The 26542-nt window shown below is 41.3% G+C and carries 25 protein-coding genes, 1 tRNA gene and 3 pseudogenes; 15 read left to right on the forward strand and 14 right to left on the reverse strand.

Translation table 11 applies throughout. From position 1 onward, the window contains the following. Positions 1-283: 283 nt before the first annotated feature. The 6 genes from HUN01_RS09365 to HUN01_RS09390 form a co-directional block, all read right to left on the reverse strand. Positions 284-481 carry an NblA/ycf18 family protein gene (locus tag HUN01_RS09365; protein ID WP_073640650.1) on the reverse strand — a complete coding sequence of 66 codons (198 nt, stop codon included), beginning with the start codon at positions 479-481 and terminating at the stop codon, positions 284-286. Positions 482-1109: 628 nt separating this feature from the next. Then, positions 1110-1847 carry a Stp1/IreP family PP2C-type Ser/Thr phosphatase gene (locus tag HUN01_RS09370; protein ID WP_181931034.1) on the reverse strand — a complete coding sequence of 246 codons (738 nt, stop codon included), beginning with the start codon at positions 1845-1847 and terminating at the stop codon, positions 1110-1112. 17 nt (positions 1848-1864) lie between these two features. After that, complete coding sequence (locus tag HUN01_RS09375; RefSeq protein WP_181931035.1) at positions 1865-3550, reverse strand: ABC1 kinase family protein; 1686 nt, start codon at positions 3548-3550, stop codon at positions 1865-1867. Between the two features lie 158 nt (positions 3551-3708). After that, a complete protein-coding gene (locus tag HUN01_RS09380) occupies positions 3709-4035 on the reverse strand; it encodes a DUF6825 family protein (RefSeq protein WP_181931036.1) in 327 nt (108 codons plus the stop codon). Positions 4036-4135: 100 nt separating this feature from the next. Further along, a complete protein-coding gene (gene abc-f / locus HUN01_RS09385; protein ID WP_181931037.1) occupies positions 4136-5746 on the reverse strand; it encodes a ribosomal protection-like ABC-F family protein in 1611 nt (536 codons plus the stop codon). 173 nt (positions 5747-5919) lie between these two features. Then, the gene (locus tag HUN01_RS09390) at positions 5920-6057 is read right to left on the reverse strand and encodes a hypothetical protein (RefSeq protein ID WP_181931038.1); all 138 of its coding nucleotides are present in this window, start codon (positions 6055-6057) and stop codon (positions 5920-5922) included. A gap of 239 nt (positions 6058-6296) precedes the next feature. Here HUN01_RS09390 and HUN01_RS36355 point away from each other — a divergent pair, with 239 nt between their 5' ends. The 6 genes and pseudogenes from HUN01_RS36355 to HUN01_RS09420 all read left to right on the forward strand — a co-directional run bounded on the left by HUN01_RS36355 (position 6297) and on the right by HUN01_RS09420 (position 9400). Then, entirely contained in the window at positions 6297-6434 is a 138-nt protein-coding gene (locus HUN01_RS36355) for a hypothetical protein (RefSeq protein ID WP_338044531.1), read from the forward strand. 344 nt (positions 6435-6778) lie between these two features. After that, positions 6779-7033, forward strand: a pseudogene (locus HUN01_RS09400) (Uma2 family endonuclease); the annotation flags it as partial. A gap of 62 nt (positions 7034-7095) precedes the next feature. Beyond that, positions 7096-8203: pseudogene (locus HUN01_RS09405) on the forward strand (IS630 family transposase). Between the two features lie 18 nt (positions 8204-8221). Beyond that, positions 8222-8677, forward strand: a pseudogene (locus tag HUN01_RS09410) (Uma2 family endonuclease); the annotation flags it as partial. A 281-nt stretch (positions 8678-8958) separates the two neighbouring features. Continuing rightward, positions 8959-9183: a type II toxin-antitoxin system HicB family antitoxin gene (locus tag HUN01_RS09415; protein ID WP_181931039.1), complete on the forward strand. Its 225-nt coding sequence runs from the start codon at positions 8959-8961 to the stop codon at positions 9181-9183. Then, positions 9176-9400 carry a type II toxin-antitoxin system HicA family toxin gene (locus tag HUN01_RS09420; protein ID WP_181931040.1) on the forward strand — a complete coding sequence of 75 codons (225 nt, stop codon included), beginning with the start codon at positions 9176-9178 and terminating at the stop codon, positions 9398-9400. The genes HUN01_RS09415 and HUN01_RS09420 overlap by 8 nt, the downstream gene beginning before the upstream one ends. Before the next feature lie 55 nt (positions 9401-9455). On the opposite strand, the gene HUN01_RS09425 is transcribed toward HUN01_RS09420, so the two are convergent. Then, a complete protein-coding gene (locus HUN01_RS09425; protein WP_181931041.1) occupies positions 9456-12170 on the reverse strand; it encodes a CBS domain-containing protein in 2715 nt (904 codons plus the stop codon). Positions 12171-12323: 153 nt separating this feature from the next. Here HUN01_RS09425 and psbZ point away from each other — a divergent pair, with 153 nt between their 5' ends. The 7 genes from psbZ (at position 12324) to HUN01_RS09460 (ending at position 19574) form a co-directional block, all read left to right on the forward strand. After that, complete coding sequence (psbZ, locus tag HUN01_RS09430) at positions 12324-12512, forward strand: photosystem II reaction center protein PsbZ (RefSeq protein WP_179068007.1); 189 nt, start codon at positions 12324-12326, stop codon at positions 12510-12512. Between the two features lie 192 nt (positions 12513-12704). After that, positions 12705-13283 (forward strand): 6,7-dimethyl-8-ribityllumazine synthase, encoded by a 579-nt coding sequence (gene ribH, locus HUN01_RS09435; protein WP_094346524.1) that lies wholly within the window; start codon positions 12705-12707, stop codon positions 13281-13283. Positions 13284-13458: 175 nt separating this feature from the next. Then, a tRNA-Gly gene (locus HUN01_RS09440) sits at positions 13459-13530 on the forward strand. An 874-nt stretch (positions 13531-14404) separates the two neighbouring features. Next, positions 14405-14812, forward strand: a complete 408-nt coding sequence (locus HUN01_RS09445; RefSeq protein WP_069072751.1) for a hypothetical protein — start codon at positions 14405-14407, stop codon at positions 14810-14812. A gap of 4 nt (positions 14813-14816) precedes the next feature. Continuing rightward, on the forward strand, positions 14817-16082 hold the full coding sequence (locus HUN01_RS09450) for a glutamate-5-semialdehyde dehydrogenase (protein WP_181931042.1): 1266 nt from the start codon (positions 14817-14819) through the stop codon (positions 16080-16082). Positions 16083-16399: 317 nt separating this feature from the next. Further along, a complete protein-coding gene (locus HUN01_RS09455) occupies positions 16400-17971 on the forward strand; it encodes an alkaline phosphatase D family protein (protein ID WP_181931043.1) in 1572 nt (523 codons plus the stop codon). A gap of 751 nt (positions 17972-18722) precedes the next feature. Next, on the forward strand, positions 18723-19574 hold the full coding sequence (locus tag HUN01_RS09460; protein ID WP_069072754.1) for a universal stress protein: 852 nt from the start codon (positions 18723-18725) through the stop codon (positions 19572-19574). Between the two features lie 184 nt (positions 19575-19758). On the opposite strand, the gene psbM is transcribed toward HUN01_RS09460, so the two are convergent. The 5 genes from psbM to HUN01_RS09485 all read right to left on the reverse strand — a co-directional run bounded on the left by psbM (position 19759) and on the right by HUN01_RS09485 (position 22817). Beyond that, positions 19759-19875, reverse strand: a complete 117-nt coding sequence (gene psbM, locus HUN01_RS09465) for a photosystem II reaction center protein PsbM (protein WP_084227279.1) — start codon at positions 19873-19875, stop codon at positions 19759-19761. 514 nt (positions 19876-20389) lie between these two features. After that, entirely contained in the window at positions 20390-20686 is a 297-nt protein-coding gene (locus HUN01_RS09470) for a 2Fe-2S iron-sulfur cluster-binding protein (RefSeq protein ID WP_181931044.1), read from the reverse strand. A gap of 183 nt (positions 20687-20869) precedes the next feature. Further along, on the reverse strand, positions 20870-21007 hold the full coding sequence (locus HUN01_RS09475; protein WP_006195022.1) for a photosystem II reaction center protein K: 138 nt from the start codon (positions 21005-21007) through the stop codon (positions 20870-20872). 89 nt (positions 21008-21096) lie between these two features. After that, positions 21097-22236, reverse strand: a complete 1140-nt coding sequence (tgt, locus tag HUN01_RS09480; RefSeq protein ID WP_181931045.1) for a tRNA guanosine(34) transglycosylase Tgt — start codon at positions 22234-22236, stop codon at positions 21097-21099. 128 nt (positions 22237-22364) lie between these two features. Then, entirely contained in the window at positions 22365-22817 is a 453-nt protein-coding gene (locus HUN01_RS09485) for a hypothetical protein (RefSeq protein WP_181931046.1), read from the reverse strand. A 376-nt stretch (positions 22818-23193) separates the two neighbouring features. Here HUN01_RS09485 and cobS point away from each other — a divergent pair, with 376 nt between their 5' ends. Both cobS and HUN01_RS09495 read left to right on the forward strand, forming a co-directional pair. Beyond that, on the forward strand, positions 23194-23967 hold the full coding sequence (gene cobS / locus HUN01_RS09490) for an adenosylcobinamide-GDP ribazoletransferase (RefSeq protein WP_181931047.1): 774 nt from the start codon (positions 23194-23196) through the stop codon (positions 23965-23967). A gap of 244 nt (positions 23968-24211) precedes the next feature. Continuing rightward, positions 24212-24994, forward strand: a complete 783-nt coding sequence (locus HUN01_RS09495) for a hypothetical protein (RefSeq protein ID WP_181931048.1) — start codon at positions 24212-24214, stop codon at positions 24992-24994. A 292-nt stretch (positions 24995-25286) separates the two neighbouring features. On the opposite strand, the gene HUN01_RS09500 is transcribed toward HUN01_RS09495, so the two are convergent. Together HUN01_RS09500 and HUN01_RS09505 are read right to left on the reverse strand one after the other, a co-directional pair. Beyond that, positions 25287-25742: a PPC domain-containing protein gene (locus HUN01_RS09500; protein WP_069072758.1), complete on the reverse strand. Its 456-nt coding sequence runs from the start codon at positions 25740-25742 to the stop codon at positions 25287-25289. 87 nt (positions 25743-25829) lie between these two features. Then, positions 25830-26507, reverse strand: coding sequence for a ComF family protein (locus HUN01_RS09505; protein WP_181931049.1), 678 nt, complete (start codon positions 26505-26507; stop codon positions 25830-25832). Positions 26508-26542 lie beyond the last annotated feature (35 nt).

The raw sequence follows: 26542 nt of genomic DNA on the forward strand, positions 1-26542 counted from the left end.
AAATTGTCAATTTACGCAGGTGTGATTCTCAGACTAGACGAAACAAGAAGAAGTTTGGCTAAAGCAAACAGCAAATTTAGTCTATAAAGCTGAAATTAAGTCTAGACTCCAACAGATATGCCGTAGACAATGTTTACTCATTCTTAGTTAATTTCGTGGATTGAACTTTTGCACCGCTCTTGTGGAATTACTTATCGAAGTTGACGCCCCGGCATCCCCAGCTCTTTTCCTCCTTGGAACCAAGCAAGAGAAGGAGGTCGTCCACTGCGACATCAGAACGACTCTATGCCATAGTGGAACCGGAATCTAAGCCCCACTGGTGCTTAAGAAGCTCTTGATAAGTTGCCTCGCGCACAACCATTTGCTCATAGAGCTTAACTAAAAAGTCTTTAGCTTGTTCGTGGCTCATATTTTGTACCTGAGTAGCAAATGAGCAGATGCTGAATTGCTGTTCCAAGGATAGTTTCATGGGTTGATTCATAAGTTAACTCCGAAAAAACAACGCGTAAAGGTGATATCGCTCACAGAAGTCCAAATGGGATAAGATTTGGACTCATATCTGTCCAACATTTGTTCCCCCGTATTACGAAAGATAACAATTGTTTGACAGATTGCCCACATCCGAAATGTGGACTTTTTCTGCTCTGATATCTTGCACCTAATCCTACTGATATACCACCCAAGTTAGCTGAACCATATTCCGGAAAATAGGCTCTATTTAGCCTCGGATAAGTATAACTACCTCCCTGATTCCTTCTTGCTTTGCACAATTCTCCTTTGAGGAGAAGAACAAGTGCTATGCAAAACCCGTCTTAGTTTTTCTCTTTAGAAAACCTAAGATGCTTTCTCCTCCAGTATGGAGGAAGCTTCGGAGGGCGGAGACTTTAAGGAGGTTGGGGAATTAATGGTAATAAGCGTGAATTATAGTCGCTTTACCTTATTACGTGCAAGATGTCAATTAACCAATTTATGCAAATCTAGCCTCTTAAGGTCATTTTAGAGGCTAAAAATATTTGTATCAAATTGTAAAAAGGAAAAATGCTCACACTGAACAAATTACTGAGTATATTTACCGGATTTGTTCTTTATCCTTGAAAAAAGAGCAATAACTAATGACTATTTTCTTCGAGTGAGACGATGACAACTGTAATGTTATCGTGCCCTCCATGCTCTTTGGCAGCCTCAATTAGAGAGATGGCAGCTTTATCAAGCCAAGGACTATCTTGGAGACAGCTAGCAATCTTTTGCTCAACAAGTTCTTCTGTAAGACCATCACTACATAACAGCAAGCGATCGCCAGCTTTGACATCTAGTGGTTGCACATCAACCTGATGCAAGTCTTCACGTCCCAAACAGCGCGATAATACATGACGAAAAGGATGTAATCGCGCTTCATCTAAAGTGATGTCACCGATTTTGATTGCTCGTGCTACCCAAGTATGGTCTTCTGTTACCTGTTCTAAGTGCGACTCCCGCAAGCGATACAGCCGCGAATCGCCAACATGAGCGCACCAAGGAGACTCTGGGGCACGAAAAATTACTGCGACAACCGTTGTACCCATGTCAGCGCGTTCGGGATGGTTTTGCTGATCCTGCAAAATCGCTTCATTGGCACCCCACAAAGCTTGCTCTAGCAATTCTTGAGAAGATTTAGAAGATTCCCAATTTGCTACTAAATACGTCTGAATTTCTTCAGTAGCAATGCGACTTGCTTCCTCACCTCCGGCATGACCACCCATTCCATCGGCGACGACGAAAAACCGCCCTTCTGGGTCGATATAGTAAGCATCCTGATTAGTAGAACGAATAAGTCCCGGATCACTAAAACCCGTGAAATTAAGTTTCATAATTTTTTTTGCAACAATTAATACATACGATCGTAACGGTCTAGGCGTAAAATTAGTCGGATCAGGATCACTGAGAGCGCCGCTACAATTAAACCAGGCACTAGTGCCCACCATACATAATTGCTAACCACTAAAATCGTAGCTGAAAGTGTGAAACCACTGATTAACAGAGCATAACTTATTGAGAGTTGAATACTGCTCTGTCGTCGTAGCAGGCGTTCAGTTTCTATAGATCGAACGCGCAAGCGCATGTCTCCCTGCTCTAGCTTCTCTAGTGTATCCTCTAATCTACGTGGTAGACCAAAGGCGGTACTACTTACCTGAGCTGCTTGGCGACTTAATTCGTTCAGAAAGCTATTCCCCTCAGAACCATTCATATCGGTCATAAGTTGCATTGCATACGGTTTGGCAACTTCCATAAAATTGAATTCTGGATCTAAGCCTTTGCCTACCCCTTCCAGAGTAGAAAAGGCTCGCATCACAAAAGTGAAAGTTGCAGGAAATCTAAATGGCTGATTATAAGCTATTTCGTAAAGGTCGTCACTGATTGCCGCGACTGATTGGTTTTCAAAAGGTTTGTCCATGAAATTGTCCAGCATATACTGGACGGAACGCCGGACTGGCCCCATGTCATCGGTTGGGGCGATCGCACCTAAATCGATCAGAGATTGCACAACGCGATCGCCATCTTTTTGGGCAATGCCAAACAGTGTTTGCATCAGTCCTTCGCGGATGTTGGACTTAATCCGCCCCATCATACCGAAATCGTAGAATATTAGAGCGCCATTTGCACTGACGGCAATATTGCCTGGGTGAGGATCGGCGTGGAAAAAGCCACTATTGAGTAATTGTAGTAAGTAGGCTTGAGCGCCTTGACGAGCGATCGCTTTCCGATCCAAACCCGCTGCTTCTAAAGCTTCGTATTGGCTAATTTTAATTCCAGGAAGATATTCTAAAGTCAGCACTCTGGACGTAGCGTAACGCCAGTATATTCTGGGGACATTCACCCAATCGTAGCCGCGAAAGTTCCGGCGAAAAGTATCGGCGTTACGACCTTCGTTAAGATAATCAATTTCTTCCCAAAGAATGCGGCAACATTCTTCGTAAATACCCAACCAATCTCTCCCCCGTCCCCATTTGGGATGGTTTTGAAAGTAGCGGGTAATTCCTTTGAGAATCTGTAAATCTATTTCAAATAACTTCTTTAGTCCAGGACGTTGTACCTTGACAACAACCGATTCCCCAGTATGTAGCACAGCTTTGTGTACTTGCCCCAAGCTAGCAGCAGCTAAGGGAATCGGTTCAAAATTATGGAAGAGTTCAGGAATTTTTTTGCCTAGTTCTTTCTCAATGATCGCTTCTACTTGCTCATAGCTAAATGCCGGTACTTTGTCTTGTAACTTTGCTAGTTCTTCTACATATTCACCAGGGAATATATCAGCACGGGTAGAAAACAGTTGCCCAACTTTGATGAAGGTTGGCCCTAAATCCAGTAGGGTATTGCGAATCCAAACCGCTTGGGTTTTGCGTCTTGCAGCTTGCTTTGCGTCACTCACACCACCCGGATAACTCCAAGATTTGTTGTATAGCCAAAGTTTGAACAATAAGGTCAAGACAAAAGACCAAATGTCCACAAAACGCCGTCTGCTAGAGTATTTTTCCCGATTCCAACGGTATGCCTTCTCTGAATAACCTTGTTCCATATACTTTGTGTACCGTTGGTTTGCGACCGAATCACTTGGAAGAAAAGACACTCTGATTCCTAAACTGTTTTTTCTTAAGTGTCCTTTGTCATTTGTCTTTTGTCATTCGTGGATAATTTTTGACCAATGACTAATGACTAATGACTAATGACTAAAATTTATGCAGAAGTTCGACGATAATGTTGCAATTCTGTTCGTAATAGGGCAATTTCTGCTCTTAATTCGTCAATATCTGCTTGCAAGTCACCGGAATCAGAGCTAGCTTGCCCACTACCTGCGGTAGCTTGACCAGCATTAGCTGATTCTGCTGCCCGATTTGCCCGCTCTAGGACTTCTTCTGTAAACTGGCGCAATTGCTCTCTAGCTTCTGCATCAAATTTGCCCAGATCACTCAAAGCATCGGTCAAGGCGACCTCTAAACGCTCATTAACTACTTCAGCTACCGCTCTGCCTACGAAAAAGGCTTGCACAAGGGGATTACTCATAAATTTTTGTTACGTTGCACCGCAAGAGAATTATAACTTGCCTGTATGCTTTGCGGCTTCTATTGTAGAGCCAGAAATTTGGCGTTGGCGATCGCTTTATTTATGGCATTCCAGCTAACTCTTGATAATATTGCTCTGGTGTACTCGGTAAATAAGTTGTCATTTGCAAAGTTTTTTCCCTCAACTTGAAACCTTGGGTAATATTAATCCGGCTGAGGAAATCGATATCGTGGGAAATTACCCAAAGCGCTCCTTGGTAATCATTGATACCTACAACCATCTGTTCAACGGTTTCAATATCCAGGTTATTAGTTGGCTCATCGAGAATCAGCAGATCGATTTCTGAGATACTGATCATAGCAATCGCTAATCTTGCTAACTCACCCCCACTCAGTATGGAAGCGCTTTTGTGAACGTCATCATATTTAAAAAGGAAGTGTCCCAGTTGTTGACGCAAAAGCTGATAGCTGAGATCAGGATTGGCAGCTTGCATATTTTCCAGAATTGTGTATTGTCGATTTACCAATTCGTAGGTTTGATCGAGATATACAGCTTTCATCGCTGGTGTGAGCAAAACCTCACCAGATTCTAAAACTGCTGCTTGGTTTTCCATTCCCAAAATTGCCTTTACCAGACTCGATTTACCAGAACCATTTGCGCCGAAAATGGATATGCGATCGCCAGAGGAGATATGCAATTGAATATTTTGAATCAACAGACGTTCTGATATCCTAAGATTTGCACCCTGGATATTAATTAGATTCCGGCGTTTTTGATTTTTTTCTTCTAGCTGAATACTTGTGACTTTCGTAGTTTTGACTTTCGTCTCTGCAACCTTTTGATTAGCCTTTGCTACTGCTGCTTCGTGTTTCTTTTTTGCAGTTCCGGTAGACACCTCAGCTTTGGTTTTAATCAGTCCTGCTGACATTCTATCAATACTACCATTCAGAAACTTGGCGCGACCGTTATGCTTAGATTGGGCTGCGCGTTGCTGTTCTTGCATCGCTGTGGCTTGGGTATGTTTGAGTTCCTTTCTGGCGATTTCGTGCGATCGCAATGCTGCTTCTAACTCGATTTCTTTCTGTTCTCGATAGTACGAGAAATTACCACCATATATTTTCAAGCCAACAGGTGTAAGTTCCCAAGTTACAGATGTCACTTGGTCTAGGAAAAAAGGTTTATGTGAGACAATCACAAACGCGCCAGTGAAATTTTGGAGAAATTGCCTTAAACTTTCTAACGCTTGCAAATCCATGTGGTTGGTTGGCTCATCCAGCAATAGCAAATTTGGTTCTTGAGCTAAACCGATCGCTAGAAATAGTTTTGTGAGTTCTCCTCCACTCAAGTTAGTAATTGGTAGAGACAAATCAATATTTGTATCAAATTTTGTTTGCAAAATATCCTCAATCTTCCACCATTCATCTGAGATAGAAATCAAAAAATTAAGCACTGTCTCTGCTGTAATTTCTTGTCTGATAGTGCTGATTTGTGGCAAATAATAGACAATACCATGATGCAAAACTGAGCCTGTATTGGGGCTGAGTTGACTTGCAAGTATCTTGAGTAGGGTTGATTTTCCTATTCCGTTGCGACCAACTAAAGCAATGCGATCGCCCGCCTCGATACTCACATGAACTTCTTGAAATAAAGTTCTGTCTAAGCTGAGATTATAGGCTAAATTCTCAGCTACCAATATTGATTTTTTCGGCATTCTTCTCAAACCTCAATTCGCAAACTTCCACCCGCATTTTTCCAAAAGCTGCGGGTAGATTAGACACAAAAAAACCAGAGCAGACAATCGTCAAGCGTTTCTATGTATATAGGAGTGATGACAATATTTTTAGTGCATGACTATGTGAAGTAAGCCTGTCAAACTAGTTGCGTTTATTCTTTGTTGACATTTGTTGCTTTGGCGCAACAGGTATTTGGTACTACTTCATTTGTGCTATCTCGTTGGAGTTGTGATGAGGTTTGATATTGACTACAGTGTAGCATTAATACCAATTTAATGTGAAGTTGCATATATCTTGATCCCCCTAAATCCCCCTTAAAAAGGGGGACTTTGATAGATGTTTTTCTGGTTCCCCCCTTTTTAAGGGGGCTAGGGGGGATCATTAAGTGCCTAAAATCACAGCCAAATACTTTTAAAACATCCTCTAAGAATGCGATCGCATTTTTTTGCAAAGCCTTAATGTAGTGCGATCGCTTTTATAAAAAAATTATCATAATTATAATAACTAACTATGAATATAGGTCAATCTATGTCTACCAAGCATATCGCGGAGTATTTCAACTTTCTCTCTTCTGAAGACATTAGACTGAAAGACTCAAGAATTGGTATTGAAATTGTGGACGTTCTCCAGAAGAAATTGCCCAATTTTATCAAACAATATCTTTAGAACAAGTATATGCAACAATTTTTTATTATCTGCAAAACAAAGAAACTGTCAGTGTTTACATCAAAAATTGGATAGAACACGGTCATAGAATGCGAGAACAACAGAGACTTAATCCCCCGTCAGTGTCAGAAAAACTGCGCCAACTCCGAATTGAAAGACAAGCCAACGTGAAAATATAGAAGAATTAATAATACCTACTTTGGCATCAGAAGAAGATGAATATCAAAACCGAATAGTTTATTTACCCTTACATTAAAAATAGGATACTTTTACAGTCAGCTACGCATAGCCATTTACAACACTGTTAAAATCAACCCAGAACTAATTAATGCCGGATTGATTCTATGACCATCACCCAAGAATCAGAATCTATTGAAGATATTTCTCAAGATGTGATATTTCCACCAGGTGATTTATATAGTGACGAACCTCCCTGGGAAACAGAACTGCACATGCGACAAATAATCTTACTTTTAGAATGCCTGAAATGGCTGTGGCGAGACAGAAATGATTTTTATGCGACGGCAAACCTGACTATCTATTACTGTACGCAACAACTAAAATCAAGACACCTTAGTAGCCCAGACTTTTTTGTAGTAAGCTGTTACGCAGCTAGATTGTATAATATTAGATTAAGTAATTAATTTAGTATCAGCCATCTATGCCAGCAAAAAATCATCTTTCCCAAGAGCAGAAGGAAAGGCTACTAAAAACGCTAAAAGAGCATGAAAATCCCTACGTAAGAGAAAAGATTCTGATTTTATTATTAATGAATGATGGAAAAACTTATCAAGAGATTAGTAAGTTTTTAGATATTGCATATCCAACAGTAGCATATTGGGCAGTTCACGGCGATCCAGATAACCTAGAAAGTTTTTTAGATGGAAGAAGAGAAGGGAACTTCCGCAAAGTTACCAAAGAATATGAGGATTTATTATTAGAAATAATTGAAAAAGAGCCACTAGAGTATGGGTATGAATTTGGTCGTTGGACAGCAGCAAGACTAGCTACATACCTCGAAAAGATAACAGGAATTAAGTTAAGTGGTTCACAAGTTGGGAGAATATTAGAGCGAAAAAAAGTACGTTTACCTTTGGGCAAAATACAGCCTAGAGGACAAACAGAATCCTGAAATGCGTAAGGCATTTAAAGAAAAATTGTCAGAATACTTAAGAATAACAAAGGAAGCCCCAGAGCGTTTACAGGTATGGTTTTGGGATGAGAGTGGATTTAGTTTAAGAGTGATAAGAAGAAAAAACTGGGGTAAGAAAGGTACAAGGAAACAAATCACAGGTCAAAGAAGAAGAGGAAGAGTAAATATTATGGGAGGGTTACGTTATCACGACAAGAAGAGAATGAATTTTGTGATTAAAAAAGGAAATGCCGATGTATTTTATGAGCAGCTTCAATCTTTGAATAATTTTCTATTGCAAGAATGGATAGAGCAAGGAAATAGAATTGAGACTTTCAATAAATGTTCTGCGAAAATAGTGATTATCTTAGATAATGCCAGCTTCCATAAAAGAAAAGATATTTTAGTTCGTATCAAGGCAGAAATGCCAAATATTATCCTGGAATTTCTACCACCTTATAGTCCAGATTATAATTTGATTGAATTGGTTTGGCATTCAGCAAAAGAATATATAGCTCATAGATTGTTCGAGTCAGTATCACAGCTAGAAGAGTTGTTAAATAAATTGTTAAATGAAGGAGGTCTTATTATTAAATGGGAACGCAAAATTAAAAATAAAGGTAATGCTGTTTATTAAATTTAGCTGCGTAACAGCTTATTAGAAACAGAACGTAAAGTCCGCAAAAGTTGGGTAGTGTGGGAAGAATATGGCAAATATCCCCATGTCGTCGTAGAAATTATGTCCGAATCAACAGCCCAAACAGACAAAGGTATAAAGAAAAAAATTTATCAAGATACTTTTCGCGCACCGGATTATTTTTGGTTTGACCCATATACATTAGAATTTGCCGGATTTCATTTAGTAGATGGAGAATATCAACCTCTACAAGCGAATGCACAAGGGCATTTGTGGAGTAAACAATTAGGGTTATATTTGGGAATTCATCAGGGATTATTACGTTGGTTCACACCTGATAGACAATTAGTACTGACACCTGAAGAAACCATCGTGCAGGCACAAGAAACCATAGTAAAAGCACAAGCGCAAGAAAGAGTAGAACGTTTGGCAGCAAAATTGCGAGAGTTAAATATTGATCCAGATACAATTTAGACTAATATAATAATCGCATAGCGTGTCGTAGGCGATCGCCTGTTTTTATAAAGCGTTAATCAATATATAGGAATCATATTTGATTTTTGAACAAAATTAGGTATTGTAGGGTGTGTTAGAACGGAGTTCGTAACGCACCATTATAGAGGGTTTGGTGCGTTACGCTGTCGCTAACACACCCTACGTATGTCTTCATAAATCAAACCGTATTCCTATAGTACAACTTATATTTTAAGAAGAATGTTAAGATTGAATTCTCATCATAATAGTTAGATTATTTTATGTTTTACAAAGTAAACATTATTATCGAAAAAGATGAAGATGGCTATTACGCTTATTCTCCAGAACTTCCAGGCTGTCAAAGTCAAGGTGATTCTTTGGAAGAAGTAAGCTCAAATATTAAAGAAGCTGTTGAAGTTTACCTAGAAACTCTATCAGAATCAGAGAAACAGGAACTTTTAAAGAAGGAAATCCTGACTATGACTTTAGAGGTTCAGGTTGCCTAAACTACCGCGACTAAATGCCAAGGAAGCGGAAAAACTATTATTGGATGCTGGCTTTATACAGATTAGAAGTAAAGGCAGTCACAGAGTCTATCGCCTAGAAAATATCAGGGTTGTCATTCCTTTTCATTCAGGAAAAGTATTACACCCAAAGATAGTTCAACAGGTTATACAAGCTATCAAACCTGATGAGAATGATCCGCCTGATGATGAAACTTGAATTTATAATCTATTGCTCAACACTCCACAAATATATGAGCGATCGCTTCACTAATTCATTTAGGATAGTGTTGTGCTAAAAACTCCTCAGCTTCAGTCCTATCTTTAATTACTCCATCTAAGGTAGCAGCAACTACATCATCTAATATTTGCCGATACTGGGGCCCTGGTTTGTAACCAAGTTTCTTTAAATCATTGCCATTCAATAGTGGCTGCACATTCGCCCAAACTGTTAAATATTCCCAAATTTGATGTCTAATATATCGCGGACTTTGCAAAGCAATTAAAATCAGCATTGGTAAATCATATTGTCGCAACAACTGTACTACTTGACTGGGGCGTTGAAAAGTGGGTAAAGATTCTATTACTTGACTAAAGCTTTGAACTAAGTTCTTCAACCTAACAATGCTATCGTCTTGTAATTGCAAATTTTGTGCGACTTTCATTCGATATTCAGGTGCTAGGTGGGCGATTAATGCTTCTAGACGCATTTGCCAGTGAATGAAAGTTTGTTCAGCATCAAATCGCCGCAAACAGAGTTCTAACAAACGTAATTGTCGCAAGAGTAAAGCATTTAGTTTGAGGGTAGGATGGATACATTGTAATGCCCCTAAATTATCGAGTAACTGCAAAGCTGATTTCCAGTAGGGCGCTTCTAGGATGTGCTTTAATTCTGTTTTAAGTCGAGTTTGTAGGGCTGGAGTTTTGGTATTCTCTTGGGAAGTGCGATCGTAAACACCACTGTTGATGGCATAGCGAATAAACTCTTCAGTCTGTGGTTCTATTTCAAATCCGAAGCGCACGGCAAAGCGCACGCCGCGATAAATGCGGGTGGGATCTTCGATAAAGCTGTTAGGGTGTAAAACCCGAATTTGTTTAGCTTGTAAATCAAGTAAACCGCCAAAGAAATCGAGTAATTCACCAGAGCGGGGAGAGGTGAGCCGCAAAGCGATCGCATTAATGGTAAAATCTCGACGATACAAGTCTTGACGAATGGAACTCGCCTCAACTTCTGGATTCGCCGCCGGGTAAGGATAAAACTCTGTTCTAGCCGTGGCAATATCTACCCAAAGAGAATCTAATTCTGGGTCTTTGTGCCACAACAAAGCAGCAGTTTGAAAAGCCCCGTGGATTTCTAAACGAGCCGCAGGGTAAAGTTGTTGGAGTGCTTTTGCTAGTTCCACACCAGCGCCAACATCTGCTGATTTGTGAAAGCCATCAACTACAAGATCAATATCTTTAATCATCAAAGTGTCTGATGTTGCTTCCGCTAACAGCAAATCCCGCACCGCACCCCCCACAAGATAAAGATGCCAACCCCGTTTTTCGGCTTCTTGCGATGCTGTGGTGAGTAATTGCCATAACTGAGGAGCAAGTTTATTTTGTAACTCAGTGCTAAGAGGAATTTTGAATTTTGAATTTTGAATTTTGAATTTTTCCTCTCCCCCTTCTCCATTTTCATCCCTTTCCTGATGTAATTCCCGCAAGACATCAGTACGAGTGACAAGACCAACTAACTGCTCATTCTCCAATACTGGCAAACGTCCGATATCATAAGTCACCATCAGCGCTTCAATTTGTGGCAGTGTTGTATCTGGTGTAATTGTTTTCAGATTTCTTGTCATGTAGCCCTTCACCGGCGCATGACTAAAGCCGTGGTGCAGGGCAATATCAAGATCCCGGCGCGAAATAATGCCTACTAATTGTTTTTGATTATCGACTACAGATAAACCAGAGTGTCCATAGCGCAACAAAATGCGTTGCGCTTGGGCAATTGTGGTTTCAGGTAGAATCGTGCGGACAGGAGAAGACATCAAATCCCTAGCGGTGAGGGGGTGGGGAATTTGCGCTTTTACTCCGTCAAGAAGTTGTTTTAATATTGCTTGTGAATCAACTCCTCTTAGATTTAGTGATGCGGCTTGTGAATGACCGCCGCCGCCCAAGAGTTGGAATAATAGATTAAGATTTGTTTTGGGAATTTGCGATCGCCCAATTATAGTTAAGCGTGAATCATTTTCACCGAAAGTATACTCATTAGCCAGCAGTATGGCATCAATTTCGGTTAATTCCACGAGTTCTGAAGCTAAACTCGATAGCCCTGGCACAAAAGCATCTGTTTTCAGAATTACCCAAGCAACAGTATATCCACGCAGGCAAAGATATTCTAAATTTTCTAGAGATTCAGTTAATAACTGTTGCAATTGCAAAGACAAGCCAGGGTCACGGTAGGTAGAAATTACCGATAAACTTGCACCTTGTTGCATCAACCAAGCCAAAGCTAAGGCATCCCGTGGTGTGGATTGGTCAAAGGTCAAGGAGCCAGTGTCAACGTGGATACCCAAAGCCATTACCGTGGCTTCGGCAGGAGTGAGAGAAATTTCCTGTTGTTGCAATTGCTCCACAATGAGAGTTGTAGCGGCTCCTACTGAAGAAAGATGCGATCGCGTGGCTGGAATATCTGATTCTTGTCCTAAGTGGTGGTCATAAACTATAATCTCTCCAAGATGGGGTAAATCTAACCACTCAGCAGCTTTACCCAAGCGATCACGCAGTTGTGTATCCACCACAGTTAGAGAACGAATTTTTTCTGGATTCACCGAACGGCGTTCAATCAACGGATATTCATCCCGATGTAATGCTAAAAAATCCCTTACAGGAGGGTGAGAACCGCCAGTCAGCACAATCTTACTTCCTGGTAGTAGGCGTGTTAACCCTACCGCCGCTCCTAGTGTGTCAAAATCTGCTGTTGTGTGGCAAAGAATTACATCCATAGTTCAATTAGCCATTAGTCATTGCTACTTAGACGAAAGGACAAATGACTAAAATGTTGCAATTTCTGCTAGCTTAAAAATAATAAGAAAGTGTCAGTGTCGCCCTTTAGGATATTCTATCCTTAGTATTTCGCTGTATTGGGAGAAGCAAAAATGACCATAATATTCCAATTTGCCTTGATAGGTCTAGTCCTGTTGTCCTTTGTCCTAGTTGTGGGCGTTCCAGTTGCTTACGCTACTCCCCAAAATTGGGGTGAATCTAAAAAACTGCTCTGGGTTGGCTCTGGTGTCTGGATTGGTTTGGTGTTTTTAGTTGGTTTGTTAAACTTTTTTGTCGTGTAGGCGACGGCTTCGCTCTGGCGCAGGCACATAATATAAGAACTAGAGGAGCAGAAAAGCCAAGGTCAAAGGTTAAGGGAAACAAGAAATTTTTTCTTTTTCCTGGTTCCTTCATCCTGACCAGGCTTTCCTGCTCCTCTACATTTAAATAAGAAATGTATATTGGCCAGAAGTATAGTTGATAAAGAGGCAGTCATGGCAGTTTTCGAGGGAACTTTTACTCAAACGGAACCTTTGCGTTTTGCAGTGGTTATTGGTCGATTCAATGACCTCGTTACCGGAAAGCTGCTAGAGGGTTGTCAAGATTGTTTGAAACGCCACGGTGTAGATCCTAACCCGCAAGGTAATCAGGTGGACTATGTTTGGGTGCCAGGAAGTTTTGAAGTACCTTTAGTAGCTCGGCAACTAGCACTTTCCCATCGTTATGATGCTGTAATTTGTCTAGGTGCAGTTATTCGAGGGCAAACACCCCACTTTGATTACGTATCCGCCGAGGTTTCTAAAGGCATTGCCGCCGCTAGCTTTCAAACTGGAGTGCCAGTAATTTTTGGCATTTTGACAGTAGACACCATGCAACAAGCCTTAGAACGGGCAGGCATCAAAGGTAATCATGGTTGGGATTATGCCTTGAATGCCCTAGAAATGGCAAGCCTCATGCGGCAACTGCGTTCTAACCTGGCAGAGCCATATTCTCGTAATAGCCAGTCTTTGCCAGCCTCTTTTCAAAGTGCCAGCATCGGCAATTTAACTGCGGAGTCAGAAGAACTAGGCTAAATGAGTCATTAGTCATTTGTCCTTTGTCCTTTGTCATTCACTAATGACTAATGACCAATGACTAATGACTAATGACTAATGACTAATGACTAATGACTAATGACTAATGACTAAAATAAATAAAGGGGTTGACAATCAAGGATAAATCTGAGATATTGATATATGGCAATTGATTGCGGGTGTAGCTCAGTGGTAGAGCGTCACCTTGCCAAGGTGAATGTCGCGCGTTCGAATCGCGTCACCCGCTTCCAGATAAAACCTCTTAGAGTTAAAAATTCTAAGAGGTTTTAGTGTTTTTAGGGTGCATTTCAGTGTTCGTCGATTCACTCTTCAATCCTGTGGACAGATCGAGCAAACAAATCGTCTACTCTCCCAATTTGAATATTGCCCACTCAAATTGTGTTACCCACTTGCTAAGAAATATAAAACCCAGCTTCACATTAGTTTAGATATTCATTAGCTTGAGTACAATCTTTATAGGTGTAATCAATTTGTTTCGTAGAGGGTGATTTCACTGGACTAAAGGTGGCTACTTATAATGTTGTCAGGTGCAAAACGTCTTTTCGCAGTGAAGTTAGCCACAATCTATTTGGGCAAAGAGTCACACACATTCTCTGGATGTTTTGCCAATTCCCGCTCTTGAAACGCTTATGAACTGCAAGGAATACAGATTGGAGATAATCCCGATCTAACCTTGATAACTGGATAGTAATATATAGTAACCCCAAGGAAAATCTAGGGTTTATTGGTGTCTGTTGTTTATCAGCGTAGCCTTCCCAAACGATTTGTTTTAGGAGTGGTCGCCACGTAGGCTTAAAATTGTACCAGGTGTGTCAGCATAATCAATGCCCAAAAACGCAACCACTTACCTTGAAAGCGACAGATGAAGAGAAGGAAATTTTTCAATAAGATTGCCAGCTATGGGGAAAGACTACAAACAGAGAACCCCGTACTGAGATGGCAATTAAGATACTTAAAGTTGGCTGCATCTACTGTTTGCAATCATGGCAATGTTTGCATAACCTGCCCATCTATATAAAGAAAGAAGCCTGATCAGGCATTTACCAAGACATTATATTCTCGTAGTTCGTGTAAAACACGCTCAAGTTATTAGAACGCTTGTGCAATCTCAAAAACCTGAAAAAATCGACTTCAATACCGAATACCCCTGTCCCTGTCGTCGCCGGGGTCAGTTAATTCCGATTACGCTGACAGAAGCATTTGGTTGCGATCGCTGTCAGCAAATCTTTGTAGTAGAAGATAATGGTCATGTCCTAGAACAGCTTTCTACCACCTATCCCTATAAGCGGGCTTGGCGTTGGATGGGAAATAGTTGGCATGTTGTCCATCCCCGCTTGGGAGAAAGCTATCTGCCTATAGCACTTGGCATTATTTTCGTGCTAGTGATTATATGGCTGCCATTAGCACTGCGATTGGCAAATAGTTCCAGCATTATTGCTTGGGCAATGGTGGCGGTACTATTGGCTATTCTGCCAGCACTAATGGTCTGGCTTACCTACAGACGTTAACTCAATGACTGTTGAAGTTTTGGATGACCACCCCGAACCGATTACTAGTGCCCAACGAGCGTATCAAGCTTCCCTAAAGTTGGGGATCACAAAAGGAGCAGACCGGAGTCGTGCAGTATTAGCGATGGCACAGGCTCTTGAGCGCTCATTTGACGACATTCTAGAAGCCAATACCTTGGATTTAGAAGCCAGTCGGGAAATGGCAGTGCCAGAGTTGATATTGGATTGGCTAAAGCTGACTCCCACAAGGCTAGAGACGACCGTGGACATTTTACAACGGTTGGGGGAATTATCAGATCCGCTGCGGCGCGTTAGAACCGCTGATTATCAACTAGAAGATTCCCAAAGTTACACCCAGTTAATGCCCTTGGGAGTGATTGGATTTATTTATGAAGCCTTTCCCGATTTAGGAGCGATCGCAGCGGGTTTTTGTATCAAAACTGGCAATAGTATAATTCTCAAAGGCAGTACTGAAGCTAGCCATTCTAACGCTGCGATCGCTGAAGTATTGCAAAGTGCGATCGCAGAAGTTGGTCTAACACCAGGTTGTGTAGAACTGATCACAGCAGAACATGGTGCTTCAATTCGGGATTTAGTTACCCAAGACGAGTACGTGAATTTAGCGATTCCCTACGGACGTCCCAGCTTAGTGCAGCAGGTTGTACGACAAGCAACTTGCCCAGTTTTAAAGTCAGCGATGGGTAACTGTTATCTCTACTGGTCGCTGAATAGCAGCTTGGAAATGGTACGCTGGATGATTCTTGATAGCCATCAAAGTGAACCCGATCAAGCCAACGCCATTGAAAAGGTACTAATTCATCGTCAAGCCTTGCCATCATCTTTAGCAGTTCTGTGGAATAGCTTGATGGAAAAAGGCTTTGAAATTAAAGGGGATGCAGAACTAGTAGAAGCCTTTCCTCAGTTGCAGTTGGTAAAGGAAGGCGAATGGGGAAACCCTTATTTAACGAGGACAGTAGCTTTTAAATTGGTGGATAGCTTAGAGAGTGCGATCGCCTGGATTAATCACTACAGCAGTGGTCATGCCGACTCCATAGTTACTGAATCCTACCAGGAAAGTCGCCAGTTTGCTTTAGGAGTTAACAGTGCCTCTACCTACATCAACAGTTCCCCGCGTTTTTCCCGCAACCCCTCGCGGGGAGATTCAGTGTTTCTCGGTATGTCTAACCAAAAAGGCCATCGCCGGGGATTTATCAGCCTGGAAACTTTGACCACCGTTAAGCATATTGTTCAGGGAAATGGCAGATTTTAATTAGGAGGCAGGAGGCAGGAGGCAGGAGGCAGGAGGCAGGAGATAGAAACTCTTTATATCTGATGCGTGAGTCCTGCATTTTGTCGCTTACTTAAAAAGCAAACTGCTGTAGTTGGGGTCTGAATCCCTCATGTCCAATGCCCCAATCCAATCTTAAAGTTAACAAAATCTTAATTTCTGCTTGATCCGAGGTTGCTAGGTTCCTTGTATTTGGTTGAGCAGGCAATTGAGAAATCAGTTAAATCAAGCATTATTTGTGCTTTTGACAACTGACTCTCCTGAATGCCAACTGTATTTACATCTGGGTAAAGGTGAATATGGAACTTATGGATGGCAATCGCCTCTTAGCAAATCGGTGCAGACGGCGGAGTTTTTTGTTGGGTGCAGGATTCTTAACGGGGTTAACAATCGCTAGCCAATGGCATCCAGTATCAGCTAACTCAAGGTTTTCTGGCTATCCATTCAGTCTTGGTGTTGCCTCTGGCGACCCTTTACCGGATGGTGTTGTTATTTGGACACGACTGGCTCCAAATCCACTTTTTGGAGGTGGAATGCCACTCGTAAATGTCCCAGTGCGGTGGCAAGTTGCCCTTGATGAAAACATGAGACAGGTGGTGCGTCGAGGAACAGTGCTGGCGACACCAGAATTAGCACACTCAGTTCACGTTGATGTCCGTGGACTAGACCCTGACCGTTGGTACTGGTATCAATTTCAAGCTGGTAGAGAAGCTAGCCCCATTGGACGGACTCGCACAGCACCAGCATTTTATAGCTATACCCAACAACTGAACTTTGCTTTTGTCTCCTGTCAAGACTGGCAAAATGGCTACTATACGGCTTATCGACATTTGGCTGAGGAAAATCTCGACCTTGTGGTTCATCTGGGTGATTACATCTACGAATACGGGCCACAGTCTGGTGGGCCGCGCCAGCATAATAGTCCAGAAATAATTACTCTTAAAGACTACCGCGATCGCCACGCCCTGTACAAAACTGACTTGAATCTCCAAGCTGCTCATGCGGCTTTTCCTTGGATTGTCACTTGGGATGATCATGAAGTTGACAATAACTACGCCAACTTAATCCCCGAAGATAACCAAACCCAAGAGGCTTTTAGGAAGCGGCGAGCCAATGCGTACCAGGCTTACTATGAACACATGCCTTTACGTCGGTCTTCATTGCCTAACGGCCCAGATATGCTGCTTTATCGGCGGTTCACCTACGGTAATTTGGCTGAGTTTAATGTACTAGACACCAGGCAATATCGCAGTGACCAACCTTGTGATGATGGGCTGAAACCTCGCTGCCCCGAAGCTTTTGATACAAATGCTACGATGACTGGCTCAAAACAAGAGCAGTGGCTACAAAAAGGGTTAGACCAATCGCGATCGCGCTGGAATGTGATTGCTCAACAGACTATACTAGCCGAGTACAATTTTAATAGTAATCCCGGTTTAGGTGTCTTCAATGTGGATCAGTGGGACGGTTACGTGGCTGCACGTAATCGGCTCTTGAGTTTTTTAAACCAGCGCCAACCTTCTAATCCAGTGGTGATTACCGGAGACATTCATTCTAGTTGGGTAAACGACCTAAAGCTTGACTTTAAGAACCCAAACTCACCGACGGTAGGCACTGAGTTCGTAGGAACTTCAATTACCTCTGACTTTCCTGCCCAATTCATTGCTCCAGTTCTAGCTTCCCTACCCAACAATCCCCATACCAAGTTCTTTGATGGTGCTTTCCGGGGATACGTCCGCTGCAAGCTTACCCCACAACGCTGGCAAAGTGACTACCGCGTGGTATCGAGCATTGTTGACTTGAATGCTTCTATTAAAACCCTAGCTTCCTTTATAGTCCAAAACGGACAACCAGGAGCACATCTAAGTTAACGTGAGTTCGACAAGTCTTATTTGACCTCTCCCCCAACCCCTCTCCGACACGGAGAGGGGAGCAAAAGGCTGAATTTTTCGTTGCTTCTCCCTTTCTGTTTCGGAGAGGGAGGCTGGGAGGGAGAGGTTCATCGAACTCACGTTAAGTTAAGCAAATCTCACAAGCAATCAACCAAACCCCCCAGATTCTATTTGGGGGGTTTCAATATAGTATGAAATATGACTTTAACTATTAGAACATCCGTATTTTTTTGCTGTTTGGATATAGCAATCCTATCTGAGTTACAAAAACTGCAAGAGACTTAAAAAAAATCGGAGAATATGAGAAATTCAGGAGTAGTGTACACTATATCAAGCTAGAAGCGATCGCCTGTTAGAGATTACACTGAATCGATCTTCCTAAAGAATTACTTTGGCATTTCTTTGCAATACTTAACTAAGTTCTAATTAAAAAAAGTGAACATAGATTAAAAATGATAACTAACATCATAATTTATTAAGTTCTTCAGGCTAAATTGAGAGTATGCTTAATAATTGAAATCTAGTTGATAATTTAAGTAACTAGGTGCAAATAGACTTAAACATTTGTTGAGTTTCTTATACTTTGCCATTTGTTTGAGGGTTAAATACTAAAAAATAAAGTTTGTTTGTGCCTAATTACTAACTAGGTTGTCGAGCAAGGTGGTTAAAATCTGACCTCAGACAATTAATAACAGCGAAAACAAAAGTAAACTTAACAAAAATTCGTAAGATGATAAAAAGAATTTTGCTAGCTGTATCGGGATTGGGACACGCAGAAGAAATGCTCAAAACCCTGAAAGAAATCCCTTCAATTCAATCTGCAAAAGTTACAATTTTGCATGTTGTTCAAGCACAAAGTACCGCTGCTACCATGACAAGTAAATGGGAAAATGGTGGTAAAATTCTGGCGAATGCCATTCAAACTTTAAACTTAGATCCTAGCGAGGTTTCTTCAATTTTGCGCGAAGGCGATCCCAAAGATGTAGTTTGCCAAGTAGCTGATGAAATCGACGCTGACTTGATTATTATGGGTTCACGCGGACTGAAGCGGCTGCAATCGATTTTATCAAACTCAGTCAGTCAGTATGTTTTTCAACTATCTTCTCGCCCCATGTTGCTGGTAAAAGATGATATTTATGTCAAAAGAATTAAGCGGATTATGGTGGCAATCGACAACTCTGATTCATCAAAAAACTGCTTGAAATTGGCACTGTTTCTACTGCGAGATATTCAGGGTGGCGAGTTAATTTTGGCAAATATTAGTACAGATTTAGGCGGTAAAAAATCGGAAATAACTCAGGTTAACTCAGACAAGAATCCAGTTTTGGCAGCCGCCGTTGCGGAAGCTGAAAAACAGGGTATCCAATCTCGTTCTTATATCAGCAGTGGCAAACCCGGTGAAGAAATTTGTCGATTGGCAGAAGAGTTGAATATAGACTTATTATTACTCGGTTCTCCAGATCGCCGTCCATCCATCGCTAAGAGTTTTGTTGACATAGATAGACTCATTGGTTCTTCCTTGTCTGACTATGTTCGAGTTAATGCCACTTGTCCGGTATTGTTGGCTCGGACAATCGCTTAAAGTAAATAGTGCTGTTAGCGGTAGCGGGGCGTTTAGCACGTGCTGAGTATAAGAATTGTTCTAATTAGGATAGTAAAGAAGCAAGATTTGTCTTGTGTTTAACTACTCAGCACTAAATTAACGGTTGATAAATAAAAACCCCTACACTATTGGTGCAGGGGTTATTTATTTTATACACAAACTCTTAACTATCTTTTCCACCTTCGCGGCTAGCAGTTTGGATGTAAAGAATTAGTAAAAACACAGCGGGGACGAGTACGAACAAAATGCTCGCTATGAACCCCAGGTCATTAACTTGCATGGCAAGAAAACCTCTCTTGAATTTCCAGTCAACAACATTAGGATAGCATCATAGATGACAGAGTTATACCAATTCAAAATTCAAAATTCAAAATTCAAAATTCAAAATGAGTAAACTCAATTTTGGTAAGTATTTTGACTACTGACTGGATACAAATTGTGAAAACGTGAACTACTCAGACCTGCCTACGGCTGAAGTCTGAGCTTCCCAATTCATCGGGAACAGCCTTAAAAACTCCGCAGTTTTTTTGGTCTTACATTCCCTCCAAGGGCAGGAGTCCTGGTTCCCAAGACCCAAATTTTTTACTTGCAACATATACCTAATTAGCTTGGTTTTCGCTTATGGCATTGATGGTCAAGATATTAAGTATCTTACCAGGAAAACAAGCAGGATTCGTCATCCATAAGCGAATTTGTTTTGACTCTTCGTTTAAAATCAATTCTAGATGCAATCCTCAACCCCCGCTATTCATCCCCATCCTACTAAGAGTTGAGGGTGGGGACTTCCGGTACTGTTAAGGTTTTGTGACTACGCTAACTGAGCCATTCACTAAAGTTTGACAGGCAAGGCGGTAATTTTCTGGCTTTTTCTTGAATTTCCGGTTTTCTACGTCTGTGCGGGGGGAAAGATTTTCTAATCCTTCAACTATCTCGACAACGCAAGTACCACATTGACCATTACCACCGCAATTGGTCATCTTGCCAATGAATGTATATATATCAATCCCATTTTGTATCGCCTTGAGCCGGAGATTAGCACCATCTGCCGCCACTACTTCTTTATTTTCTTTAACGAACTTGATATTACCCATAACTGATTCCTCCTTGACTCTAAGCTTGGCTTTCAAGGCTTCATATTGACATGGCTTGATTCACATCTTATTTATTATATTAATTCATTACAAAATATTAATAAATATTAACTTTATAAAAGATGGCATCACAAAAATAGGACAGGTAGAGTACCTGTCCTATAAATTGAAAAATAGATTAACTTACCTAAATCCCACGGCTGCTTGCCAAACAAAGGCAAGCAACAAGAAGAATACAGGGATGACTGGGAGAACGTCCACCAAAGGATCAAAGATTTGGTAAGCTTCAGGCAGTTTTGCTAATAAAAGTGCTGCTTCCATGTTTGTTTAAATCCACCTATCCAACACAGCTTTCATAATTGAGAAGTATCTTAACATGGTTTGGTCATTTGTCATTGGTCATTAATACCCTATTCTTCGACTTCCCACTGTTCATCTCCACTTTCTTCGTTGAGCCAATGACCAAATTCTGTGGTGAAGCGATCGCTCAATATTGCTTCTCTAATATGCTGGGTAAAGCGAATTAGTTCGGTAATGTTGTGAATGCTTAACAAGGTATAAGCTAAAATTTCCTGCGATCGCACTAAATGAGATATGTAAGCACGACTAAAATTTTGACAAGTGTAACAAGGACAAGTTTCATCTAATGGCGTAAAATCTTCACGAAACTTAGCATTTTTTAAATTCCAGCGTCCGCCCTTGACTATTGCCGTTCCATGTCTGGCCCAGCGGGTGGGAATTACACAATCAAATAAATCTACACCAGATGCGATCGCGATCGCCATTTCTCGATAAGTACCCACACCCATCAAATAACGCGGCTTGTCGGGCGGTAGAAGCGGTGCTGTCACTTTTACAATCTCAGCCATCAATTCGGGTGGTTCTCCCACACTCACGCCACCAATGGCATATCCGGGTAAATCCAACTTAGCCAAAGCTTCAGCCGCACGACAACGCAAATCTAAATACACGCCCCCTTGCACAATCCCAAACAACGCCTGTTCACTGTGTTGATGAGCCGTCATGCAGCGTTCTAACCAGCGGTAAGTGCGTTCAGTTGCGGTTTCTACCTCTTGGCGAGTCGCTGGGTAGGGCGGACACTCATCAAAGGCCATAATCACATCGGCCCCTAAAGTATTTTGAATCTCGATAGAGCGTTCTGGTGTCAAGTTAATAATTCGTCCATCATGGGGTGAACGGAAAGTTACACCTTCTTCAGTAATTTTTCGCATCTCGCTTAAGCTGAAGACCTGAAACCCACCCGAATCTGTGAGCATTGGCCCGTTCCAACCCATAAATTTGTGTAACCCACCACCCCCAGCTACGATCGCTTCCCCTGGTTGTAGGTGAAGATGATAAGTATTGGATAAGATCATTTGCGCCCCAGTATCTCGCAGCTGAGATGGGGTGATAGTTTTGACATTTGCCAGCGTTCCCACTGGCATAAATCTGGGGGTTTCTACAAGACCGTGAGGGGTGAAAAACACTCCTGCTCTAGCTTTGGTTTCGCTACAGCAAGCAAGACATTGAAAAGAAAAATTCGCACTCATGCCATTTTGGATTGTTGAAGATGCGCCTATAGGACTTACACAAAACTATACGATGTAGGGGCAATTCATAAATTGCCCCTACATCAATAAAGCGCAGCCTCACATAAATTTGTATAACAGTCGCTATTTTAGAAAGAATCAGAACAGTCATCGTCGATTTCTGCATCCCACCTGGCTGAGAGTACTTGCTCCATCATCGCTTCTATGGCGCTGACATTGAAGCTTCGCTCTCGTCGTTCTTGTAGGGGGGTTGAGCGGGGAATCAACCGCAGACACACTCCTTCTTGCATCAAATCGAAGTAGGTTTCTTGTTGCGGTGACTGTTTTAGTTCCAAGTAATCAAAACTACAAACATTCAAATATAGCGCATGGTTAGCCACTAAGGTAGACCTTTGCGGATTGGCAAAAACTTCCATCACATCCCCTTCACCCTCGCTCAGTACCTTATCTTCGTGGGTGTAGATGTAGTGGACTCGACCTAAATCTGCCAGCAATCGCCGGATGTCGAGCTTATTCACAATAATGCCCGTGTTAATAATGCACGGAGCTGGTATCCTGGTGTCGGGTAGATGGTGACTCATAGGAAAATAGCGATTGAGCTAAGGAGAGCGACAACATAGCTAAACTGTCATAATCGATTAGCTTGTTTACTCCCTACATTTAAAAAAATATCAATTTTATGGGGCAATCGTCTAACAATTTGGAGTAAGTTTTTAGTTAACGAATACAAAACGCAAATTTTGCTCCCTGATGGAATTTTAACTTCCTAAATCACTTATTTTTGTATATAAATTTACTCAAAACTACTTAATTGCCACTTAGACCAGCATAACAAAATTTTCCAGGAGAATATCTGATAGAAGTAAATCTTATCTAAAGTTTTAAAATTTGGTTATGTCGGTTGTACCAAGATCAAGGATATTATCCAGCAATTTACCAAAAATTAATGTAATCCAAATGACGAAACAGCAACAGTGGTGGAAAAAGCTGCTGTTAAAGCTGGCAGCTAGTATTATATTTTACACAAGTATTCCACTACCGTATTTGAACGGATTGGACTTTCGGGGAGTGGCACATTTTGCTTCCCTTGTAGGATTGATAATTGGGGGAATTTTAGGGTTACTGGATACGGGGATGGATTATCTTGGTATGCCCGTGCTAACTCGTAGTGCTTTGGTAGTAAGTATTTGGATTGCCATAACTGGAGGATTGCACTTAGATGGGGCAATGGATACTGCTGATGGTTTAGCAGTAGGTGATCCAGATCGGCGACTGGAGGTGATGGTAGATAGTGCTACAGGAGCCTTTGGGGCAATGGCTGCGATCGCCTTGGTGATACTGAAAATAACAGCTTTGACGGATATACCAGAAAACCGTTGTTTGTTGCTGATGGCTGCTTGTGGCTGGGGACGTTGGGGACAGCAGGTGGCGATCGCGCGATACCCTTACCTGAAACCAACTGGCAAAGGTGCATTTCATAAACAAGCTATTCGTTCTTACAAAGATTTGTTACCGGGATTGTTGTTGTTGTTGAGTTTGAGTGGTTTACTTGTGCTGATAGATAAACAGCAGCTATTTCTCGCACTGGCAATGATAATTGCTGGAAGTACGATCGCTACTTTAACTGGTGCATGGTTCAACCACAAACTAGGCGGACACACTGGAGATACTTACGGCGCAGTCGTCGAGTGGACTGAAGCCTTATTTCTTTGCGTATTGACTGTTTTTTAAGATCAGGAGGACAAGGGTAGAGTGTTCATTTTGATGGAATTTACCCATTTGGAGTTCATACAACTTTTGTGTCCACTTGATCGCAAAGTCTATGTTACATAGGCTTTTCAAGCATTAAAAAGTCACACGGAGTCAACACCCTAGTTCTAGCCTACATTGTCTAATTACTAGTTACTCACAATTTCCTCACATGCTGTTGTTAACCTTATAGTTGAAGAGACTTCTGTATAACCAAAGAGAAAATATGTCACGGTCAACAATCACTCAAATTAGTTCCTCTCAAGCAACTGATGCAGTGGAAGAGGATTCTTCTGGTAAATTATCAAATAATAAAAAGCCAACAATTTCTCTAAATAGTCATTTGTGTTTATCGCTTTGTCTTCTTGTTTTAGCAGGTTTTGGCGTATATGCCTCTATATTATATGAAAACAATATAGCCAATTTTTGGACACAGGCTAGTAAAAACGAAGTACCAACTTATGACGAGAAGAAAAATTTAAAAAATTTAGAAGCTTCACCAGTGAAAGATAGGTTGCTATCTCAACTTTTGATTATTGAAAATAGGGAAAAAAAATATTCGGCTATGACAAAAGTTTACTATCAATGGTTGTTTGTAACAATTATGTCGTTTTCCACCTCAACTATTATTGCATCAGTATGCTTGTTCTATATCAGCAAAGAGGGATGGAAAAAGGCGAATAATTACGTAATTAATGTATTTACTGTTTTTTCTAGTATTGCTTTATTGAGCGGGTCTCTCAGATTAGTCTTAAAGCTTGAAGATAACGCTCAAAAAAATTTAACACTATTAACCTCTTATATCGACTTAAAAAATAAGACTCTCACTAGTATTGCAACTATTAAAACAAGTATTACGATAGATGGTAAACAGATGACTATCTCAAATATAGTGAATCAAACCGAGAAGGAACTTTCTAAGTACAACGATATCAGCATTATCGTAGATACTAATAATCTTCCCAATTCTCAAAAAATTATTGAGGGACTTCCAAAGCCAACACCCTAGTACGAGGGAGATGAGGAAGATAAGGGGGATAAAGAGAATAACCTATCCCCAATCCCCATTACCCCTTATCCCTAGACTAACAGGTGTAGGTTTTTTCTTTGGGCATTTGTGGGCACTCTCAAACAGAGTTCTAAACGTGGTTCAAATAACGAAATTTCTTTCTTGCGTGGGAAATCAGAAATTAAAATTTGAGTTCTCAACCAACGGAAAAAGCCTATTTCAGCCACATTTGTTAAATACCTATACCTGTGAGTTATCCCCAGATAGGTTACCACCTTCCCCAATGCCCACTTCATTTAATCGGTTGAAGCTTTGTCACCTTGAGTTTAAAAGCCCCAACCCCAGTTTCCCCAAAAGAACGGACACGAATAACATAATTCCCTGTCTCTACGATACGAGTAAATAGTAAGGAATTGCTACTACCATCAGGGCCATCATCATTTTCTGCTAGAGTCGAACCATCAGGTGCTAGCAGTGTGATAATGCTGTCAAAGCTTTCAGATGACAGGTCAACTGCTAAATTATCGCCCTTCTGCAAGTTCACTGTGTAATCACGGGCAAACCCACCTTGACCTGTGGGAATGTCTTTGTCTGAGAGGCTATCGGCAAGTTCAGTGCTGTTAGATAAAGGTATTGGACTATACAATTTATTTTGAGCAAAAGCTGCACTTGTACTGATGCCTATTGCCAGCAATGTAGCAGGAATAACGATGAGTTGTTTTAAACCTGCCGCAAAAACTTTATTCATATACACTTCAAGGAATTTTTCTACAAAATAAGGTTAATTGGTCAATTCATCCACTTTTAAGTCAAAGTTTGCCCATTAATTCTGGATTTATCCATCTTTGACGGCAGTGGCTACTGCTACTATTCCTAAGACCACAATTCCATACTGACGAAGTGTTTGCACAGCAGACCTGGCAGTAGCACCAGTAGTATAAATGTCGTCCACTAACAGCACTGGGACACTTGGGGGACGATCGCGAAATTCTTGCCCAACAGCAAAAGCTTCGGCCAAGTTTTTTTCTCGTTTAGATACCGATAAACCAAATTGCGCTTCCGTTTCTCGCACTCTTGCTAAACCGTCTAGTTTCAATTTTAATCCAGTTATTTCGCAGAAGCTTTGTGCAATGAGTGCAGCTTGATTGTATTTACGTTGCTTTTGCTTGCTAGCGTGGAGTGGGATGGGAACTACCACAGGCTGGCTATCTCGCTTCGGTGAATTTAACAACCATGCTTCTCCTAACCATTGACCCAAAGGACGAGCTATTTGGGGTTGATTTTCGTATTTCATCGCCGCGATCGCTCGTTTCACGGGGCCACCATACTCCCCCCAGCCAAAAACTGGTATTGGCTCTTTCCATAGAGAAATTGGGTCTTTACGTTGACATTTTTGCAGTTGTCTGGTGCAGTTTTGACAAAATTCTTGCGAGGTTGCACGTTGACACAAAGGGCAATGGGATTGAAGAAAAAGATTTAGTAAGCCTGTGAGATTTTTAATCCAAGTGTGCATTTGTTATTTGTTATTTGTCCTTTGTCATTTGTCCT

Origin of the sequence: Nostoc edaphicum CCNP1411 (assembly GCF_014023275.1) — a bacterium.
In the GTDB taxonomy this organism is placed as follows: domain Bacteria; phylum Cyanobacteriota; class Cyanobacteriia; order Cyanobacteriales; family Nostocaceae; genus Nostoc; species Nostoc edaphicum_A.